Raw genomic sequence first — 14,724 nt, forward strand, 5'->3', positions numbered from 1 at the left:
ACATGGAGACGAGTGTGGAACTCGCCGGGCTGGCATCGGCGGCCGCGGCGCGCCTGATCGATCTGCTGGCGACGGACGGCTGGGCCGCGGTCAAGTCCTCGGTCCTGTCGCTGTGGCGGTCCGCGCACCCGGAGCGAGTCGAGGAGGAACTCGTCGATGCGCGAGGCGAGTTGCTTCAGGCGCGGCAGACGGGCGACGGCCAGGAGCTCCAGGGGCTGCTGGTCGCCGAGTGGCAGGCCCGCATCATCCGGCTGATGGCCACGCGGCCGGACGCCGTCGACGAGCTGCGCGCGCTGTTCGGCGAGGAACTGCGCGCTCCCGGGACGCCGGAACAGCAGATCACGGGCTCGATGACGTTGGAGGCACACGTCACTGGCGGCGACGCGTTCCTGGCCGGCCGGGACATGACCGTCACCAGGGGCGGACAGGCGTGACGGAACGCAACACCGGTGCCTCGCCCCCCGACGGGCCGCCCCTCTGGCAGCCGAAGCGGCAGGAGGCGACCGCGACCGGCGGCGGCAGCGTCTTCCAGGCCGGCCGCGACCTCCATGTTCGCCTCGGTGACGAGGGGCGCAGAACCGTGCCCGGCCCCGGCGCCGACCAAGTGCTGTGCCCGTACCCGGGCCTGGCCCCGTTCGACGCGCGGCACAAGCAGTGGTTCTACGGCCGTGAGCGCATGGTTCACCTCGTGTGCGAGCGGATGGACGCCCGGATGCGTGAGGGCGGCCCGCTGGTGCTGATCGGCCCCTCGGGGGCCGGGAAGTCGTCCCTGCTCGCGGCCGGGGTACTGCCGGCCCTGGACGACGGCCGGCTTCCGGTGGCGGGCTCGAGCACCTGGCCGCGGCTGCTGCTGACCCCGACGGCATCCCCGGCCCTGGCACTGGCGGCCGCCGCCGGGCTCGACGCCGAGACCGCCCGAGGCACGGCACCGGCGTGGCGGGCCGATCCCGCACGGTGCCTTGCCGAGCTGCGCGAGATCACCGGAGCCGGCGATCCGGCGCCCACCGGGGAGTCCCCCTCCACGGGCCTGGTCGTCGTGGTCGACCAGTTCGAGGAGATCTTCACGGCCTGCGGCGACGAGACCGAACGACAGTGGTTCATCGACGTGCTCGACCGTCTGGCCCGGCCCACGGGCGGTGCGGGCGTGGTGCTGGGAGTGCGCGCGGACTTCTATGCCGCATGCACGGCCCATCCGCAGCTCCGGGCGGCGCTCCGGGCCGGACCGGTCCTGCTGGAGCCGATGACGGAGGACGAACTCAAGGACGCGATCCGCCGCCCGGCCGGCAACGTGGGACTCGACGTCGAAGACGGCCTGGTCGAGGTGCTGCTGGCGGACCTGGGCGCGGTCGGGGGACCGGTCGGTACGAGCACCAGCCGGCTGCCGCTGCTCGCGCACGCGCTGCGGGCCACCTGGCAGCAGCGCCACGGTCACACGCTCACCGTGGACGGATACCGTGTCACCGGCGGCATCCAGGGCGCCATCGCCACCACGGCGAACAGGCTGTACGACACCCTGCCGCCGCCCTGCCACGAGGCCGCACGGTGGGTGTTCCTGCGGCTCGTCATCGTGGGACGCGACGCCGACGACAGCCGCCGGCGTGTCCGGTACGACGAGTTGCTACGTCACGCGCCGGACCGGGAAGCGGCCGTCAGAGTCCTGGACGACTTCACCCGTGGCCGGCTGCTGACCCGGGACCAGGACACGGTGGTGATGACACATGAGGTGCTCATCCGCGCCTGGCCCCGGCTGCGGGACTGGATCGAGCACGACCGCAACGGGAACCTCGTACGACAGGATCTGGAAGAGGCGGCCACGCTCTGGGAACGGGCCGGCCGGGAGGCAGGCGCGCTGTACCGCGGCAACCGCCTGGAGGCCGCCCTCGCCTGGGCGGAAACGCACGGGCCGGAACTGAGCGGCGCCGCCCGGGCATTTCTGGCAGCCGCCCGCCACCACCAGCGGCGCGGGCAACGGCTCCGGCGCGCCGCGGTCGCCACCATCACCGCCCTGGCCGTGGTCGCCTCGCTGGCCGCGGTGTTCGCCTTCCGGCAGGAGTCCGACGCCCGGGCCGCCGCCGCCCGGGCCCTGCGAGCCCGCGACCAGGCCATCAACGCCGCCGTCACCTCCGCGTCCGTGCAACTGGCGCCGACCGATCCCTCGCTGTCCGCTCAACTCGCGCTGACCGCCTACCGCATGGACCCGACCCCGGACGCGGCGTCCCGGCTCGTCACGACCGAGAACACACCGCTGGACACCCGGCTTCCCGGCCCGCGCGGCGCGGTGTACACCGTGGCCTACAGCCCCGACGGGCACATGCTGGCGGCCGGGAACGTCCACCAGAGGCTCGTCCGGCTGTGGGACGTCTCCGATCCCAGCCGTCCGGTGGCACTGGGCCGACCCGTGCCCGTGGACCGTTCCGTCAACTCGATCCTGTCGCTCGCGTTCAGCCCGGACGGCAGGGTGCTGGCCGTCGGCGGCCACACCAGCCACAACGGCGACGCCGGTTCCGGCGGATTCGTCGACCTGTGGAGCCTGACCAGCCCCAGCCACCCCGTCCTGCTCGGCCGACCGAAGAGTCCCGCCATTCAGGGCTGGGACGCCGCGACCTCCATCGAATCGCTGGCGTTCAGTCCCGACGGCCGTACCCTGGCCGCCGGATGGCGCGCCGGACTCGTCAGCCTGTGGAACGTCACCCACCCCGACGACGTGAACCCCGCGAGAGCGCCCCTGAACCTCGACTGCCCCGACGTCTTCTCCCATCGCATCGCGTTCAGCCCCACCGGGAACACCCTGGCCGCCGCATGCGACGACGACGCCGGGACCATCAGCCTGTGGAACACCACCGACCCGGACCACCCCGGCCGCGGCCGTTCCCTGAAGGCCGGGCATCCCGTCACCTCCTCCCTGACGTTCAGCCCTGACGGCCGCACCCTGGCCGCCGGATCCAAGGACAGCAAGGTCCACCTGTGGAAGGTCGCGGACCCCGGCCGCCCCGCCCCCCTGGGCAAGCCGCTGACGGGTCCCGCCCAGCCTGTCATGTCGGTGGCGTTCAGCCCGGACGGTCACACCCTGGCGGCCGGCAGCGCCGATCAGACCATCCATCTGTGGAACGTCACCCACCCCGGGGCCATCGGCCCTCTGGGCCGGCCGCTGACCGGTCCCGGCGACGCGGTGACCGACGTGGTGTTCAGCCCGGACAGCCGCACCCTCGCCGCCGGGAACACCGACGGCAACGTCGATCTGTGGAGTCTGCCGCCGACCCGGATCATCGGCGCCGGCGGCAATGTGGCATCCGTGGCGTTCAGCCCCGACGGGCGCACCCTGGCCGCCGGAAACCAGAACAAGGCCGTCTCGCTGTGGAACACCGCCGACCCCGACCACCCCGCTCCCCGCGGTGATCCGCTCACCGGCCCCGAGCACCCGGTCGACGCCGTGGCGTTCAGCCCGGACGGGCGCACCCTGGCCGCAGGCGACGGCGGCGGTACCGTCACGTTGTGGAACACCGCCGACCCCAGCCGTCCCGTGCGCCTCCGTGAGCCCCTCACCGGGGCGAACGGGCTCATCTTCGCGCTGGCGTTCAGCCCCGACGGCCACACTCTGGCCGCGGCCGGCGACGACCCCGAGCATGGCAGCATCGCCCTGTGGGACGTCAGCGACCCCGCACACCCCGTCGCCCAGCCCGGCATCTCCAATGACCACACGAGGTCCGTCGAGTCCCTTGCGTTCAGCCGCGACGGCACGATGCTGGCGGCCGGCGGCGACGGCAGCAACGGCGAGGTCGGCCTGTGGAGTACGACGGACCCCGGGGTCCGTATCGGGGAGCCGATCCCCCAGCCGACCGCCACCGGCACCTGGGTCGCGTTCAGCCCGGACGGCCGCACGCTCGCCACCGGCAACAGCCGCGGCACCGTCACCCTGTGGAACGCCACCGACCCCAACCACCTCACGCGCAGGGGCAGTCCCCTGACCGTACCCGGCGGCAGTCTGTGGTCGGTGGCGTTCAGCCCGGACGGGCACACCCTCGCAGCGGCCGGTCATACCGACATCGGCACCATCAGCCTGTGGAACGTCACCGATCCCGACCACCCCACTCTCATCGGCCGGCCGCTGACCGTGGAGACCGGATTCGTCGCCGTCCTGGCGTTCAGCCCGGACGGTCACACCCTGGCCGCCACCACCGACGACGGCGTGGCCACGCTCTGGGACCTGAATGTCGAGTCCGCCATCAGCCGTATCTGCGCCGGGAGCTCCGGCGCCCTGAGCCGGCAGCAATGGAGCCGATACGTTCCCCAGCTGCCGTACGACCCACCCTGTGTGACCAGCTAGTAGGGCCTGGTCAGGTTGATATCGGCGCTGGCATGTCGCGGTGACGGATGGGGGCAGGCGCCGGTCCGGGCCGCAAGGAGCAGCGGCTTCCGGCCAGCTGCGATGACCAGGTTCGTCACGGTCCGGGCCGGCTCGGGGTAGACGGGCGGTGGTCGTGATGGAGATGCCCACCATGGCCTCGTACGGCCCGACGGCCGTCTCGCCCGCATGACACGCGACGCCCGCCCGACGGGTCCGCGCGCCTACCGTGACCGCCGGCTCCCCGCCCGACGACGGCCCGCGCCGCCGGCCCTCCGCCCGACGGCGGCCCGCGCCGCAGGTGAGCCCTGCCCGACGACGGCCCGCGCCGCCGGCCCTCCGCCCGACGGCGGCCCGCGCCGCAGGTGAGCCCCGCCTGACGGCGGCCCGCGCCACAAGTGAGTCCCGCCGCTTCTGCACCGCGCCCGCGCGCACGCCGCCGACGGGCGCGTCGCACTGTTCACGTGGTGGCCATCGGGCCGACACCGACGCAGTCATTCTGTGACGGCGACCGTGTCTTGACTGTGTGCACTCGCCCATTCGGAAGGTGAACGCACATGGCCAAGAAAAGACGTGGCACCGCTGTCGCGGTAGCGGTGGCGACGAGCGTGGTCGGTGCCGGCCTCGCACTGTCCCCCGGTTCCGCCGACGCCAGCAGCGGCGCGGCCGCCTGGTCGTCGGTGCAGGCCGTCACCGACGTACGGGGGGTGACCGCGCCGAACCTCCTGTCGCCGCAGCTCGCCCAGCACCCCGTGGCCCAGGGCTCGTTGAAGCTGGAGAACGCCACCGACCAGGTCCCGTACTACGGTTACCTCGGCGACGGCACGCTGCTGCCCGACCCCGCCCTCACGCAGACGCAGGGCGTGAAGGTCGAGGCCAGCAAGACGGAGCCCGACAAGAACACCTACCTGAGGCTGACCGGCCTGCACGGCGCGGACGCCTCCTACGCCTACGGCACGCACTTCCTCTTCCAGGGGCACGAGGGCGGCGGCACGGGCTACATCACCCGGATCAACCTGGACGCCGACCCGGCGCACCGGGTGACCCTGCTGGCCACCCGGCAGACCGACGGCACGGCGATCCCCGCCATCGACGGCGCCACCTGGGACCCCTGGGCCAAGCGGCTGCTGCTCACCTCCGAGAGCGGATCCAACGGGGGCGTGCTCCAGGCCACCCCGGACATCGGCTCCAAGGTCCAGGACATCTCCTTCGTCACCGGCCGGGCCGGCTACGAGGGCATCCAGAACGACTCCGACGGCAACGTGTGGATGATCGAGGACACCGGCGGCACGACGGTCGCCACCAAGGCGAAGGTCCCCAGCAGCTTCGTCTACCGGCTGGTGCCGTACGACAAGCGCGACCTCACCAAGGGCGGCAGGCTCCAGGCCCTTCAGGTGACCTCCCGCCGCAGCGGCTCCCCCATCGCGTACCAGAACGTCGACGCCGAGCACCCGACCGGCGGTGCGTTCACCGACGACCAGAAGGACCTGAGCACCTACGGTCCCTCCCTGCGCACCCGCTGGGTGACCATCCACGACACCAAGTCCGACACCAGCGGGAAGGCGTTCGACGCCAACGCGTTGGCGAAGGCGGCCGCCGCGACCCCGTTCAAGCGCCCCGAGAACGGCCAGTTCCGCCCCGGCACGGACTTCCGGGAGTTCTACTTCGACGCCACCGGCGACACCAACACCGCGAGCACGGCCAACGCCGAGCACGGTGGCTGGGGCACCCTCTACAAGCTCACCCAGCGCGACCCGAGCTCCGACGAGGGCAGGCTCAGCGTCTTCTACGCCGGTGACAAGGCGCACACCGGCCTCGACAACGTGACCTTCCTCGACCGCACCCACGTCGCGTTCGTCGAGGACGCCGGCGACACCCTGCACGCCCAGCGGGGCGCGCTGGACTCCGGGTTCGTCTTCGACACCCGCGCGGACTACGCGCACGGCAGGCAGCCGGTGCGCTTCCTCGGCGAGGGCCGCGACCCCTCCGCGACCCTGGACAACATGCTTGCCTCGGCGGGCGGCGGCTTCCAGAACGACGGTGACAACGAGATCACCGGCATCCACGTCTCCGACGGCGACCCCAGCGCCCGCGGCCTCCTGGGCGCCCGGGTGCCGAGCCTGTTCCGCGACGGCTGGCGCATGTTCTGGACCCAGCAGCACGGCGACAACACCACGTGGGAGATCACTCCGGCCGACCGGTAGGGATACGACCCGCATCGCCTTCCCGGTCCCCGTCGCGGCGCTCCTGACAGCCGCCGCGACGGGGACCGCCGTCGTGGGGCCGGGGAGGCCGAGGTGTAACACTTCCGGCCGAGTTCGCTCTCTTATTCCGGTTGACCGAATCGGCAGGCCAGGACGTCTTCCCGCGCCCGGCCTCGCACGGTGCTCTCGCGCACCCGGCACCGCATCGAGAGGACAGTGATCCGAGCCCATGAGCGGACACCGGCGCCGACCGCCGCAGCGCACCACCGCCGGCCACCGTGCCGCGGGTGACCACCCCACGGGCCGCCGCGCCTCCCGGCACCGGACCCCCGAACCGGAGCGGACCCGCGCATCGGAGCGGACCCGCGCACCGGAGCAGACCCGCGCACCGGACCGGACCCGCCGCGGGCGGAGAAGGACGCCGCAGAAGAAACGATGGATCGACTACCCGCGCGGGGGCAGGACGGGCCCGCGCCGCTGGCTGCCGTCGGTGCGTCAACTGCTGGCGCTCTTCCTGCTCTGCTTCGGCGGCACCGCAGCCGCCGTCGGGTACGCCTACGCCACCGTCACCATCCCCGACCCCAACCCCTCGACGCTGCTGCAGAACAACGTCTACTACTGGTCCGACGGCACCGTCCTGGCGACCGACGGCAGCGTCAACCGGCAGAACGTCACCCTCGCGCAGGTGCCCCCCGACGTGCGGTGGGACTTCATCGCCGCGGAGAACGCGTCCTTCTACACCGACCCGGGCATCGACCCGGAAGGCATCCTCCGCGCGCTCGTCCACATGGCCCGGGGCGGCTCCGTCCAGTCCGGATCGACGATCACCCAGCAGTTCGTCAAGAACACCTACCTCGATCAGTCGCAGACGGTCTCACGCAAGTTCAAGGAGCTGCTGATCTCTTCCAAGATCGGCGCCGTGATGACCAAGCAGCAGATCCTCCAGGGCTACCTGAACACCTGTTTCTTCGGCCGCCAGGCCAACGGCATCCAGGCCGCCGCCCGCATGTACTACGACGTGCCGGTGGAGAAGCTCGACGTGAGCCGGGGCGCCTTCCTCGCCGCGGCGGTCAACGAGCCGAGCCTCTTCCAGTACGCGGACTCCGACCCCACGGCCAGGGCGCGGGCGGAAGCACGCTGGTCCTGGGTGCTCGACCGCATGGTGACCACGGGCAGGCTGACGCCGCAGCAGCGGGCCCGGTACGCGGCCGCCGGCTTCCCGGTGCCCCGGAAGTGGGCCCCCGGTTCGGGGTTCAGCGGCCAGGTCGGCTACCTGGTCCAGCTCGCGAGGTCGTACGTCAAGGCGCACGACCCGGCCGTCACCGACAGCAGCCTGAGCCGGGGCGGCTACCAGATCCACACCACCTTCGACAGGAGGAAGACGGCGGAGCTGGCCCGGGCCGTCGTAGGGGTGCGCAAGGAACGCCTCGATCCCGCTCACCGGCCGGTGGACCGGGACGTCCAGGTGGGAGCCGCCTCGGTGGAGCCCACGACCGGCAGGATCCTGGCCGTCTACGGCGGGGCGGGCTTCGACCACGCCCACTACTCCGACAACGCCGACACCTCCGGCGTCCCGGTGGGATCGACCTTCAAACCCGTCGTCCTCGCCGCCGCGCTCCAGCACGGAGCCGTCCTGCACCCCGGCCAGGACCCGCAGCCGATCACCCCGGCCAGCAAGTTCAACGGCGACGACGGCATCAAGATCAAGGACCAGCAGGGCGACTACGTCACCGACACCGACGACCCGAGCGGCCTCCTCCATCAGCACAACGACACCGACCGGCGCTGGGGCTACATCGACCTGCGCACGGCGATGGAGCAGTCGGTCAACACGCCCTACGTGCAGCTGGGGGAGTACGTCGGCTACGGGAACGTGGCGAGGACGGCGGAAGCCCTCGGTCTGCGCCCCGGCAGCCTCGCCGCTTCCAGCGCCGGCTTCTACATCGGCACCTCCACTCCGAGCGCGATCCGGATGGCGGGCGTCTACGCGACCTTCGCCGCCGGCGGGATGCGGACCACCCCGTACTCGGTGACCAAGGTGATCCACGACGGCGCGGCACGGCCCGGCTTCACCGCCCCCGCCCCCGTACGGGCCCTGCCGACGGCGGTCGCCGACAACGTGACCGACGTGCTGCGGGGCGTCATCGCCCGCGGCACCGGCACCAAGGCGCAGGCCCTCGGCCGGACCGCGGCGGGCAAGACCGGAACCACCGACGACTTCCGCTCGGCCTGGTTCGTCGGCTACACCCGCCAGCTCGCCACCTCCGTCGTCCTCTTCCGAGAGGACCCGAACGATCCGCAACTGCAGTCCCTGATCGGTGTCGGCGGCCTGCAGAAGGTGTTCGGCGGCGACATCCCCACCGCGATCTGGACCGCGTACATGCGCCAGGCCCTCACCGGGCTGCCCGACGTCCCCTTCCCCGCACCGGCCCCGCTCGGCCACGGCGCCGACGCACCCGGCGCCCCCTCACCGTCCCCGTCCGCGGCCCCCGGCAAGGGCTCCGGCGGCACCGGCAAGAAGACGCCGACCACCACCCAGCACAGCCCGACCGCCAAACCCGTGTGCCACCACCGCAAGTGCCGCTGATCGTGCCGGGCGTCGGACGCCCGGCGCCGGGGAGCCCTCGGGCAAGGCGCCGCCTCGAACACCCGGAGGCATGGTCCTCATCGGTCGCATGGACCGGCGTCGGTGCGGGGCGGCGATTCGGCGGTGCCCGCGGGCGGGGTCCAGGCACAGGCCAGGGAACCGCCGACCAGGCCGGACAGCAGGCCGACGAACAGCCCCCCGAAGTTGGCGACGGGAAACGAGACGAGGGCGAGCAGCAGGGCCGCGACCCCGGCGAACACACGGACCTGCTGCTGGAACCAGAGGGAGATGCCGAGGACCACGAGCAGCACCCCGATGATCAGGGAGCCTGCCCCGGACGTGGTCGCCAGCGCCAGTGCGACACCGTCCAGAGTCAGGTGCGCGTACGGGACGTACATGATGGGCAGCCCCGCCGCGAGCGTGAAGAGCCCTGCCCAGAAGGGCCGTTCGCCCCGCCAGGCCCTGAATCCGCGGAGGACCCCGGTGGCCCTGGCGCGCGGTCCTGAGCCCCCGCCGCTGCCGAAGGAATCCAAGAACACGTGTGCTCCCCGGGGGTGAGGGCGGTGGGGCGGACGGGGCGGCGGCGGGCGGACGGGGAGTCACGGGTGCCGCCACGGGTCCGCCCGGGGTCAGAAGCAGTGGTGACGGCCTCGCTTGAGCTGGAGCCTGAGGCCGGGAACGTTGAACGTGCTGGCCGAGACCGCGACCGACGTCACGCGCACGTCCTTCAGGACGACCGACTCCGACTGCACCGCGAAGGCGTCGGGGTGGAAGAACCGCGAGCGCCTGTCCCCGGGGCGGATCGGCCCCTTGGTGACCGCACCCGCCGCCACACCGAGGTCGATGTTGCCGGACGTCGACTGACCGGCCGACAAGGAGGTCGCATCGATGAACAGGTTCGTCACCTCGACCTGGCGGCGCTCGCCGCCGGTGAGCACCAGTGTGTACACGCCCAGCACCGGGATCGGGAACTCCACCGAGTTGCACAGCCCGCTGATGCCGGCATGCCGGAAGCCCTGGACCATGACCGGCACGAGCGTGCCCTTCCTGGTCACGTCGACCATGGGGTAGATGCTCTGGCCACGGCCGCGCAGCGTGTCCGCGGAGATCTGGAAGCTCTGCCCGGAGATGAAGAACGACGCGGCCAGCGCCCCTTGCGCCATGCCGATGCCGAGAGCCGCGGCGGCGACCAGGCCCGACAGGAGAACCGCGGCGAAGCGTTTCCAGCAGGTCCTGCCGGAGCGGTGCAGCATCCCGCCTCCTCCGTCGCGCAGGTGCCCCCGCCCCTGGCGGAACAAAAGGGGCAAAGTTCAGCAAAGTTCCGCTGAGTCTAGACTCCCGGACTTGGACGGCGACGGCACGGCGAGTCCGCCGGTCGGGTGGTGTGCCGCAGGCGGCGGCAGCCGGCCACGACCGTGGGGCAGCCGATTCGCCGGGCGTGTGTCCCCCGCTGTACCCCGACCGGCCTCAGCCACGCTGCCGGCGCCGTCGACCGGGGCAAGCCGCGACGGCCGGCCCGTGAGGACGGCACCGGAGCCCTCAGCACGGGCGGCCGATGGCGCCTGGAATGCGGCTGCGCCATGACGTCAGGTGCCGGTGATCTCCCTCAGCTTCTGGGAGTTGATCAGTTCGCCGACGGTGGTGCTCGTGTAGTACTGGGTGCCGAGACCGGGCTGGGAGAACCAGGGCCTGGCCGGCCCGGCCTCGACGGTGAACGGCGCGATGACCTCGTAGAGGTGGTAGTTGAACGGAGGGTCGGCAGCGTTGTACTCGTCCAGGTTGCTCGGTGGGATCGCGCGTTCGGCGTACGGCGTGCCTTGCGGCGCGAGGAAGTTGCCCGAGTCCCCTCTGCCGAAGAGGTCGATCAGTTGCCCCGTCCGGAGCGTCAAGGACCGTTCCACCGGGCGGCCGTCGCGGAGCAGGAACCCATGGTTGTCCGGGTACCACCAGCCGCCGACCTGCTGTGCCGGTTCGTTCTGCGGATTCGTCTGCCAGTAGCACCCGAGGAACCAGTACGGCGACGTGCGGCCCTCTGGGCGATACCCCCGCAGCATCCTCCCGATGGGGCCGGTGCGGGGAAGTTCCTCGGGGCCGAGCCGCCAGTCGCCGTCGTGGTAAGCCTCCAGTTGCGGATGCGGCGCCGTGTTCCGCGCAACGCTCCGATGCTCGGTCGGACAGGAGGCGCCGTTTCGGGTCTGGGCTTCTGCGGCTTGGGCGGTGGCGGACGAGATGCCGACGAACAAGAGCGACGCGAGGACGCTCGTTACGACTCTGCGCGGTACGCGCATACGGTGTCTCCTTACCTGTGGCCGGCGGCGTGCCACCCACGCGCACGGCCGCGGAACCGGGCAAGGGCGAGTGATGCGGCCACCTTTGTGGACACCGTTCAGTTCAGCTGATCACCGTCAGGGCTTTGCCGGAGCCGTCATGGGCGGCCACTCGAATGGCAGCGCAGGTACGCACGGGCAGCCGAACGGTTTTCCGGCACGCGGTCGCGCCCGGCGCGGCCGGTTACCCCGCATGGTGGCCGTCCGTTAGCCCAGGGCCGTGAAGAACGACGCGAGAGGGCGCGGATCCCTCCGGGGCCTGTGCGTGCACGTCCGGCCCGGTCCTTACACTTTCGCCGTCACACGACGTGAGGAACGAGGTGAGAAGCGTGATGAAAGCGCTGCGCGGCCCGCGGCGACCTCTTGTGCTCGGCGGGGTGCTGACCGTCGCGCTCGTGGCGCAGTCAGCCGCACTCGTCTCCCAGCAGATGCAGATCGACAGTCTGCAGACACAGCCCGTCGACCTCCGCGAGCGCCTCCAGCCCGGCCCCCCGGGTCCGTCCGGCCCCTCCGGTCCTCCCGGTCCGGCCGGCCCCGTCGGCCCGCCGGGCGACGACGGGGTGGACGGGACGGACGGGAAGGACGGACAGGACGGGCAGGACGGCCAGAACGGCCAGAACGGCCAGGACGCCGTCATCCCGCCGGCGCCGAGCTAGGCCCTGTCGTCAGGTCCTGAACAGACTGAGGAACGACGTGGAAGGCGTGAACGAGGCATCACCCGGCCCGCGGCGCCGCCCTGTGCTCGTCGCCGTGCTCGGTGTCGTGGTGGTCGCGCAGTCGGCTGTGCTCGTCGCCCACCAGCAGCAGATCGACGAACTCCGGGCCCGGCGCATCGCCCTCCAGGCGCACAGCGTCGACCACGGCCCCCCGGGACCGCCGGGCCCCACCGGTCCTTCCGGCCCGCCCGGCCCTCCCGGCCCGACGGGTACACCCGGGCGGGACGGGAGGGACGGTCATCACGGCAGGAGGGGCCACAACGGGAGGAGAGGGAAGGACGGCCGGAACGGGCAGCTGATTCCCGCCGAGCCGTCGCACGACGAGAACGACCGGACGACGCCCGGGGCGATCCCCCGGCGGACGCCCCGGTGAGGCGTCGTACGCCGGGTCGCGCGACAAGGCGCAGCCCGGCACTCCCTCGTACCCTGTCCCCGTGCCGTCCTCCCGCCTGCATCGCGTCGCCGTCCTCGTGCTCGTGGGCGCGAAGCCGCTCGACGTCGGCATTCCCGCGCAGGTGTTCACGACCCGCGCGAGCATGCCGTACGAGGTGCGCGTGTGCGGGGCGGCACCTGGGCTCGTGACCGGCGGCGACGGCCTGTCGTACTCCGTCGCCCACGGTCTTGACGCGCTGGCCTGGGCCGACATCGTCTTCATCCCCGGCTACCGGTTCCCGGACCGCGACGACCCGCCGCAGGCCGTCGTCGACGCGCTGATCGCGGCCCACGCCCGGGGCACACGGCTCGCCGCCATCTCGACGGGCGCCTTTGCGCTCGCCGCCACGGGCCTGCTCGACGGCAGACGCGCCACGACGCACTGGCACTACTCACGGGCGCTCGCGGCGAAGCATCCGCTCGTCCGGGTCGACGAGAACGTCCTGTTCGTCGACGAGGGCAGCGTGCTGACGTCGGCGGGGGCGGCCTCCGGCATCGACCTGTGCCTGCACATCCTGCGCGGCGACCTCGGAGTGGCCGCGTCGAACCACGCGGCCCGGCGCCTGGTCGCGGCCCCCTACCGCAGCGGCGGCCAAGCGCAGTACGTGCCGCGCAGCGTGCCCGAGCCGCTCGGCGAGCGGTTCGCCGCCACCCGCGAGTGGGCGCTGCACCGGCTCGGCGGGCCCCTCACCCTCGAGGTGCTCGCGCGGCACGCGGCGGTCTCGCCGCGTACGTTGTCGCGGCGCTTCGTCGAGGACACGGGGTACACGCCGATGCAGTGGGTCATGCGCGCCCGCATCGACCTGGCCCGTGAGCTGCTCGAGCGTTCGGAACGGAGCGTGGAGCAGATCGCCGCCGACGTCGGTCTGGGCACCGGTGCGAATCTCCGGCTGCACTTCCAGCGCATCCTCGGCACCACGCCGAGCGACTACCGGCGCACGTTCGCCCAGGGCGAGTGACCCGCCGCCACCTGGCGCGATCCTTTTGAACCCTGGCGATCACGCCGCTGTCCCGGGCGGATGCCGCGCGCGACGCTGGTGGCGAACCGAAGGGACACCACTCATGACTCGCATCGCGATCAACGGATTCGGCCGCATCGGACGCAATGTGCTGCGCGCACTGCTCGAACGCGACAGCGACCTCGACATCGTCGCCGTCAACGACCTCACGGAGCCCGCCACCCTCGCCCGGCTGCTCGCGTACGACACGACGGCCGGCCGGCTCGGTCGCCCGGTGACCGTCGACGGGGACGCCCTCGTCGTCGACGGCCGTCGCATCAGGGTGCTCGCCGAGCGTGAACCGGCGCAGCTGCCCTGGGCCGAACTCGGCGTGGACATCGTGCTCGAGGCGACCGGCCGCTTCACGTCGGCCAAGGCCGCCCGCGCCCACCTCGACGCCGGTGCGAAGAAGGTACTCGTCGGTGCGCCGTCGGACGGCGCCGATGTCACGCTCGCGTTCGGGGTCAACACCGACGCGTACGACCCGGATGTGCACACGATCGTCTCGAACGCCTCGTGCACGACCAACGCGCTTGCGCCGCTGGCCGCGGTGCTCGACGAACTCGCGGGCATCGAGCACGGCTTCATGACGACGGTGCACGCCTACACGCAGGAGCAGAACCTGCAGGACGGTCCGCACCGCGACGCCCGCCGCGCCCGCGCGGCCGCCGTCAACATCGTGCCGACCACGACGGGCGCCGCCAAGGCGATCGGTCTCGTGCTGCCGAACCTCGAGGGCAAGCTGTCGGGCGACTCGATCCGTGTGCCGGTTCCGGTGGGCTCGATCGTCGAACTCAACACGACCGTCGTCCGCGACGTGACGCGCGACGACGTGCTGGCGGCGTACCGCGCCGCGGCGGAGGGCCCGCTCGCCGGCATCCTCGAGTACTCGGACGACCCGCTGGTGTCGTCCGACATCACGGGCAATCCGGCCTCGTCGATCTTCGACTCGGCCCTCACCCGCGTCGACGGCCGCCACGTCAAGGTGGTCGCCTGGTACGACAACGAGTGGGGTTTCTCGAATCGCGTGATCGACACCCTCGAACTCCTCGCCACCCGCTGACGGACCGCGGGCGCCGGCACCGCCGGTCCTCGCCGAGGGGTGGGGCAGGGGTCGC

At 72.2% G+C, this 14,724-nt stretch carries 10 protein-coding genes and 1 pseudogene; 7 read left to right on the top strand and 4 right to left on the bottom strand.

Translation table 11 applies throughout. From position 1 onward, the window contains the following. The first annotated feature begins 2 nt into the window (after window positions 1-2). The 4 genes from ACFYMU_RS02155 to ACFYMU_RS02170 all read left to right on the top strand — a co-directional run bounded on the left by ACFYMU_RS02155 (window position 3) and on the right by ACFYMU_RS02170 (window position 9,133). Window positions 3-434: a hypothetical protein gene (locus ACFYMU_RS02155; RefSeq protein ID WP_388366740.1), complete on the top strand. Its 432-nt coding sequence runs from the start codon at window positions 3-5 to the stop codon at window positions 432-434. After that, complete coding sequence (locus ACFYMU_RS02160) at window positions 431-4,324, top strand: NACHT and WD repeat domain-containing protein (RefSeq protein ID WP_388366742.1); 3,894 nt, start codon at window positions 431-433, stop codon at window positions 4,322-4,324. Before ACFYMU_RS02155 ends, ACFYMU_RS02160 begins: the two co-directional genes overlap by 4 nt. A 575-nt stretch (window positions 4,325-4,899) precedes the next feature. After that, complete coding sequence (locus tag ACFYMU_RS02165; RefSeq protein WP_388366744.1) at window positions 4,900-6,546, top strand: hypothetical protein; 1,647 nt, start codon at window positions 4,900-4,902, stop codon at window positions 6,544-6,546. 229 nt (window positions 6,547-6,775) lie between these two features. Further along, entirely contained in the window at window positions 6,776-9,133 is a 2,358-nt protein-coding gene (locus ACFYMU_RS02170; protein WP_388366746.1) for a transglycosylase domain-containing protein, read from the top strand. 92 nt (window positions 9,134-9,225) lie between these two features. Here ACFYMU_RS02170 and ACFYMU_RS02175 read toward each other — a convergent pair. The 3 genes and pseudogenes from ACFYMU_RS02175 to ACFYMU_RS02185 all read right to left on the bottom strand — a co-directional run. Continuing rightward, window positions 9,226-9,666: pseudogene (locus ACFYMU_RS02175) on the bottom strand (DUF6114 domain-containing protein); the annotation flags it as partial. Window positions 9,667-9,762: 96 nt separating this feature from the next. Beyond that, window positions 9,763-10,386, bottom strand: coding sequence for a DUF6230 family protein (locus ACFYMU_RS02180; RefSeq protein ID WP_388366748.1), 624 nt, complete (start codon window positions 10,384-10,386; stop codon window positions 9,763-9,765). A gap of 333 nt (window positions 10,387-10,719) precedes the next feature. Further along, window positions 10,720-11,421: a TNT domain-containing protein gene (locus ACFYMU_RS02185; protein WP_388366749.1), complete on the bottom strand. Its 702-nt coding sequence runs from the start codon at window positions 11,419-11,421 to the stop codon at window positions 10,720-10,722. 368 nt (window positions 11,422-11,789) lie between these two features. Here ACFYMU_RS02185 and ACFYMU_RS02190 point away from each other — a divergent pair, with 368 nt between their 5' ends. After that, window positions 11,790-12,116 (top strand): hypothetical protein, encoded by a 327-nt coding sequence (locus ACFYMU_RS02190; RefSeq protein ID WP_388366751.1) that lies wholly within the window; start codon window positions 11,790-11,792, stop codon window positions 12,114-12,116. 58 nt (window positions 12,117-12,174) lie between these two features. Here the strand turns inward: ACFYMU_RS02190 and ACFYMU_RS02195 are convergent, their stop codons facing one another. Then, window positions 12,175-12,321: a hypothetical protein gene (locus ACFYMU_RS02195; RefSeq protein ID WP_388366753.1), complete on the bottom strand. Its 147-nt coding sequence runs from the start codon at window positions 12,319-12,321 to the stop codon at window positions 12,175-12,177. 289 nt (window positions 12,322-12,610) lie between these two features. Between ACFYMU_RS02195 and ACFYMU_RS02200 the strand changes: the two genes are divergently transcribed. Then, complete coding sequence (locus ACFYMU_RS02200; RefSeq protein ID WP_388366755.1) at window positions 12,611-13,567, top strand: GlxA family transcriptional regulator; 957 nt, start codon at window positions 12,611-12,613, stop codon at window positions 13,565-13,567. A gap of 103 nt (window positions 13,568-13,670) precedes the next feature. Beyond that, entirely contained in the window at window positions 13,671-14,669 is a 999-nt protein-coding gene (gene gap, locus ACFYMU_RS02205; RefSeq protein ID WP_388366757.1) for a type I glyceraldehyde-3-phosphate dehydrogenase, read from the top strand. Window positions 14,670-14,724 lie beyond the last annotated feature (55 nt).

It is taken from the genome of Streptomyces sp. NPDC007264, assembly GCF_042869095.1.
GTDB lineage: Bacteria > Actinomycetota > Actinomycetes > Streptomycetales > Streptomycetaceae > Streptomyces.